The organism is Paraburkholderia saeva (genome assembly GCF_907164555.1).
In the GTDB taxonomy this organism is placed as follows: Bacteria; Pseudomonadota; Gammaproteobacteria; order Burkholderiales; family Burkholderiaceae; genus Paraburkholderia; species Paraburkholderia saeva.
The window spans coordinates 1-5,626 of sequence record NZ_CAJQZC010000025.1 but is presented as its reverse complement, the minus strand read 5'-3'; the positions used below and the strand labels follow the sequence as shown (position 1 = coordinate 5,626).

General features: G+C 53.3%; 2 tRNA genes and 3 rRNA genes. All 5 read right to left on the bottom strand.

Annotated elements, in window-relative coordinates:
- Nucleotides 1-55: 55 nt before the first annotated feature.
- A 5S ribosomal RNA gene (gene rrf / locus LPA36_RS29295) occupies nt 56-169 on the bottom strand.
- 164 nt (nt 170-333) lie between these two features.
- Nucleotides 334-3,214 (bottom strand): 23S ribosomal RNA (locus tag LPA36_RS29290).
- A 377-nt stretch (nt 3,215-3,591) separates the two neighbouring features.
- Nucleotides 3,592-3,667: transfer RNA gene (locus LPA36_RS29285), tRNA-Ala, on the bottom strand.
- A gap of 53 nt (nt 3,668-3,720) precedes the next feature.
- Nucleotides 3,721-3,797 (bottom strand) — tRNA-Ile (locus LPA36_RS29280).
- A 64-nt stretch (nt 3,798-3,861) separates the two neighbouring features.
- A 16S ribosomal RNA gene (locus LPA36_RS29275) occupies nt 3,862-5,392 on the bottom strand.
- Together the 16S, 23S and 5S rRNA genes with 2 tRNA genes alongside form the textbook arrangement of a ribosomal RNA operon.
- Nucleotides 5,393-5,626 lie beyond the last annotated feature (234 nt).

Below are 5,626 nucleotides of genomic sequence, written 5' to 3'. Positions count from 1 at the left end.
CGCCGTAAACGCCGAAACCCCACTTTTGGGGTGGGGTTTCGGATGCTGCTGGGGAGCCTGACGATTACCTACTTTCACACGGGCAATCCGCACTATCATCGGCGTGGAGTCGTTTCACGGTCCTGTTCGGGATGGGAAGGGGTGGTACCGACACGCTATGGTCATCAGGCATGACTTGTTGCTGTATGGCCGCTGTGGGCAATACAACCAATCTGGAAGAAGTAGCTGGGAGGATGCCTCCCGGTGTTACTTTGGGCTGTGCTGTTTCTGGCACAACACGGATCACTCAACCGTGCGCGGGGTTCTGTGTGAACCCTGAGACACACTTGTTATAGGATCAAGCCTTACGGGCAATTAGTATCAGTTAGCTTAACGCATTACTGCGCTTCCACACCTGACCTATCAACGTCCTGGTCTTGAACGACCCTTCAAGGGGCTCGAAGCCCCGGGGATATCTCATCTTAAGGCGAGTTTCCCGCTTAGATGCTTTCAGCGGTTATCTCTTCCGAACATAGCTACCCGGCGATGCCACTGGCGTGACAACCGGTACACCAGAGGTTCGTCCACTCCGGTCCTCTCGTACTAGGAGCAGCCCCCTTCAAATATCCAACGCCCACGGCAGATAGGGACCAAACTGTCTCACGACGTTTTAAACCCAGCTCACGTACCTCTTTAAATGGCGAACAGCCATACCCTTGGGACCGGCTACAGCCCCAGGATGAGATGAGCCGACATCGAGGTGCCAAACACCGCCGTCGATATGAACTCTTGGGCGGTATCAGCCTGTTATCCCCAGAGTACCTTTTATCCGTTGAGCGATGGCCCTTCCATACAGAACCACCGGATCACTATGACCTGCTTTCGCACCTGCTCGACTTGTCGGTCTCGCAGTTAAGCACGCTTATGCCATTGCACTATCAGCACGATTTCCGACCGTACCTAGCGTACCTTCGTACTCCTCCGTTACACTTTGGGAGGAGACCGCCCCAGTCAAACTGCCTACCATGCACTGTCCCCGACCCGGATCACGGGCCAAGGTTAGAACCTCAAACAAACCAGGGTGGTATTTCAAGGACGGCTCCACGCAGACTGGCGTCCACGCTTCATAGCCTCCCACCTATCCTACACAGATCGGTTCAAAGTCCAATGCAAAGCTACAGTAAAGGTTCATGGGGTCTTTCCGTCTAGCCGCGGGGAGATTGCATCATCACAAACACTTCAACTTCGCTGAGTCTCGGGAGGAGACAGTGTGGCCATCGTTACGCCATTCGTGCAGGTCGGAACTTACCCGACAAGGAATTTCGCTACCTTAGGACCGTTATAGTTACGGCCGCCGTTTACCGGGACTTCAATCAAGAGCTTGCACCCCATCATTTAATCTTCCGGCACCGGGCAGGCGTCACACCCTATACGTCCACTTTCGTGTTTGCAGAGTGCTGTGTTTTTATTAAACAGTCGCAGCCACCAGTTTATTGCAACCCCTTCACCCTTTGCCCGCAGGGGCATCAAGCTACAGGGGCGTACCTTATCCCGAAGTTACGGTACCAATTTGCCGAGTTCCTTCTCCCGAGTTCTCTCAAGCGCCTTAGAATACTCATCTCGCCCACCTGTGTCGGTTTGCGGTACGGTCTTGTTAAACTGAAGCTTAGAGGCTTTTCTTGGAACCACTTCCGATTGCTTCTTCACCGAAGTGAATGGCCTCGCACCCTTGAATTCCGCGCCCGGATTTGCCTAAGCGCCTTCTCCAATGCAAGGACCGGGACTTCCAACACCCGGACAACCTTCCGCGATCCGTCCCCCCATCGCATTTAACAATGGTGCAGGAATATTAACCTGCTTCCCATCAGCTACGCATTTCTGCCTCGCCTTAGGGGCCGACTCACCCTACGCCGATGAACGTTGCGTAGGAAACCTTGGGCTTACGGCGAGGGGGCCTTTCACCCCCTTTATCGCTACTCATGTCAGCATTCGCACTTCCGATACCTCCAGCACACTTTTCAATGCACCTTCGCAGGCTTACGGAACGCTCTCCTACCATGCACATAAATGTGCATCCGCAGCTTCGGTATATTGCTTAGCCCCGTTACATCTTCCGCGCAGGACGACTCGATCAGTGAGCTATTACGCTTTCTTTAAAGGATGGCTGCTTCTAAGCCAACCTCCTGACTGTTTTAGCCTTCCCACTTCGTTTCCCACTTAGCAATATTTGGGGACCTTAGCTGGCGGTCTGGGTTGTTTCCCTCTTGACACCGGACGTTAGCACCCGATGTCTGTCTCCCGTGATTGCACTCTTCGGTATTCGGAGTTTGCTATGGCGTAGTAATCCGCAATGGACCCCACAACCATGACAGTGCTCTACCCCCGAAGGTGATACACGAGGCACTACCTAAATAGTTTTCGGAGAGAACCAGCTATTTCCAGGTTTGTTTAGCCTTTCACCCCTATCCACAGCTCATCCCCTAACTTTTCAACGTTAGTGGGTTCGGACCTCCAGTACGTGTTACCGCACCTTCATCCTGGCCATGGATAGATCACCTGGTTTCGGGTCTACACCCAGCGACTGAACGCCCTGTTCGGACTCGCTTTCGCTACGCCTGCCCTAATCGGTTAAGCTTGCCACTGAATGTAAGTCGCTGACCCATTATACAAAAGGTACGCCGTCACCCCCTTGCGAAGGCTCCGACTGTTTGTATGCATGCGGTTTCAGGATCTATTTCACTCCCCTCCCGGGGTTCTTTTCGCCTTTCCCTCACGGTACTGGTTCACTATCGGTCGATCACGAGTATTTAGCCTTGGAGGATGGTCCCCCCATCTTCAGACAGGATTTCACGTGTCCCGCCCTACTTGTCGTACACCTAGTTCTTTCAAACTGTTTTCGTCTACAGGGCTATCACCTGCTATGGCAGCACTTTCCAGAGCTTTCGACTAACAATAAGAATAAAGAGTACAGGCTGGTCCCATTTCGCTCGCCACTACTCTGGGAATCTCGGTTGATTTCTTTTCCTGCGGTTACTTAGATGTTTCAGTTCACCGCGTTCGCTTCACATGACCTATGTATTCAGTCATGGATGACCCATACGGGCCGGGTTTCCCCATTCGGATATCGGAGGATCAAAGCTCGTTTGCCAGCTCCCCTCCGCTTTTCGCAGGCTACCGCGTCCTTCATCGCCTGTGATCGCCAAGGCATCCACCACATGCACTTGTTCGCTTGACCCTATAACGAGTGTGTCTCTGTCGATCCAGCGTTAGTGCTTTAGCACTTACTCTGGTCCCATCCCCGAAGGGGACAGGGACATTCACAGGGAATGCCAGGACTTCAACGTATCGCTACAGGTTGAGTATTCGTGTTGCGCCGTATTCCAAGAGCAATCTTTCGATTCCCCTTTTCATACATTGATACAATCACAACCCTGATTCACCTACTCGGACACCCATCTCTAAGTGCCTTTCGTGAATCTCTTTACTACTTCTTCCTGATTGTTAAAGAACGACAGCCGATATAAAGCTCTGCTTCATATCACTCTGACTGGCTCAATCGCCAATGCGTAACGCTCTGTGCCACTCGCACACAGAACCCTGCGCATTGAAGATTGGTGGAGGATGACGGGATCGAACCGACGACCCCCTGCTTGCAAAGCAGGTGCTCTCCCAGCTGAGCTAATCCCCCAGTCATGCCGATGCCCCAGAGGTTTTAGACGGCCAGCTCACCAGACAAGACTTTGGTGGGTCTGGATGGATTCGAACCATCGACCCCCGCCTTATCAAGACGGTGCTCTAACCGACTGAGCTACAGACCCCTGAGTCTGTCTAAATTTACAGCCGATAAGCGTGAGCGCTCAACGTTGAACACGTCAGCTCGAGAAAGGAGGTGATCCAGCCGCACCTTCCGATACGGCTACCTTGTTACGACTTCACCCCAGTCATGAATCCTACCGTGGTGACCGTCCTCCTTGCGGTTAGACTAGCCACTTCTGGTAAAACCCACTCCCATGGTGTGACGGGCGGTGTGTACAAGACCCGGGAACGTATTCACCGCGGCATGCTGATCCGCGATTACTAGCGATTCCAGCTTCACGCAGTCGAGTTGCAGACTGCGATCCGGACTACGATCGGTTTTCTGGGATTAGCTCCCCCTCACGGGTTGGCAGCCCTCTGTTCCGACCATTGTATGACGTGTGAAGCCCTACCCATAAGGGCCATGAGGACTTGACGTCATCCCCACCTTCCTCCGGTTTGTCACCGGCAGTCTCCCTAGAGTGCTCTTGCGTAGCAACTAGGGACAAGGGTTGCGCTCGTTGCGGGACTTAACCCAACATCTCACGACACGAGCTGACGACAGCCATGCAGCACCTGTGCGACGGTTCTCTTTCGAGCACCCCAGCCTTTCAGCCAGGTTCCGTCCATGTCAAGGGTAGGTAAGGTTTTTCGCGTTGCATCGAATTAATCCACATCATCCACCGCTTGTGCGGGTCCCCGTCAATTCCTTTGAGTTTTAATCTTGCGACCGTACTCCCCAGGCGGTCAACTTCACGCGTTAGCTACGTTACTAAGGAAATGAATCCCCAACAACTAGTTGACATCGTTTAGGGCGTGGACTACCAGGGTATCTAATCCTGTTTGCTCCCCACGCTTTCGTGCATGAGCGTCAGTATTGGCCCAGGGGGCTGCCTTCGCCATCGGTATTCCTCCACATCTCTACGCATTTCACTGCTACACGTGGAATTCTACCCCCCTCTGCCATACTCTAGCCCGCCAGTCACAAATGCAGTTCCCAGGTTAAGCCCGGGGATTTCACATCTGTCTTAACGAACCGCCTGCGCACGCTTTACGCCCAGTAATTCCGATTAACGCTTGCACCCTACGTATTACCGCGGCTGCTGGCACGTAGTTAGCCGGTGCTTATTCTTCCGGTACCGTCATCCCCCCGCCGTATTAGGGCAGAGGTTTTCTTTCCGGACAAAAGTGCTTTACAACCCGAAGGCCTTCTTCACACACGCGGCATTGCTGGATCAGGCTTGCGCCCATTGTCCAAAATTCCCCACTGCTGCCTCCCGTAGGAGTCTGGGCCGTGTCTCAGTCCCAGTGTGGCTGGTCGTCCTCTCAGACCAGCTACAGATCGTCGCCTTGGTAGGCCTTTACCCCACCAACTAGCTAATCTGCCATCGGCCGCCCCTTGAGCGAGAGGTCCTAAGATCCCCCCCTTTCCTCCGTAGAGCGTATGCGGTATTAATCCGGCTTTCGCCGGGCTATCCCCCACTCCAGGACACGTTCCGATGTATTACTCACCCGTTCGCCACTCGCCACCAGGATTGCTCCCGTGCTGCCGTCCGACTTGCATGTGTAAGGCATGCCGCCAGCGTTCAATCTGAGCCAGGATCAAACTCTTCAGTTCAATACCTGTTACTGTTTTCGGTTGTTTTACCAACCGGTCGCTCACTCAACGTACTGACGAATGATCCAACCGTCTCGCGACGGTCAAACCTTCCTTTCATTACTGTGTGAGACTTGATACTTTCGCTTATCAGCAGATCCCGAAAGATCCACCATCGCGTCCGCCATCAAGCGCCCACACTTATCGGCTGTTAATTTTTAAAGATCGGTCCGCATTCACCACCAAAACCGTGCC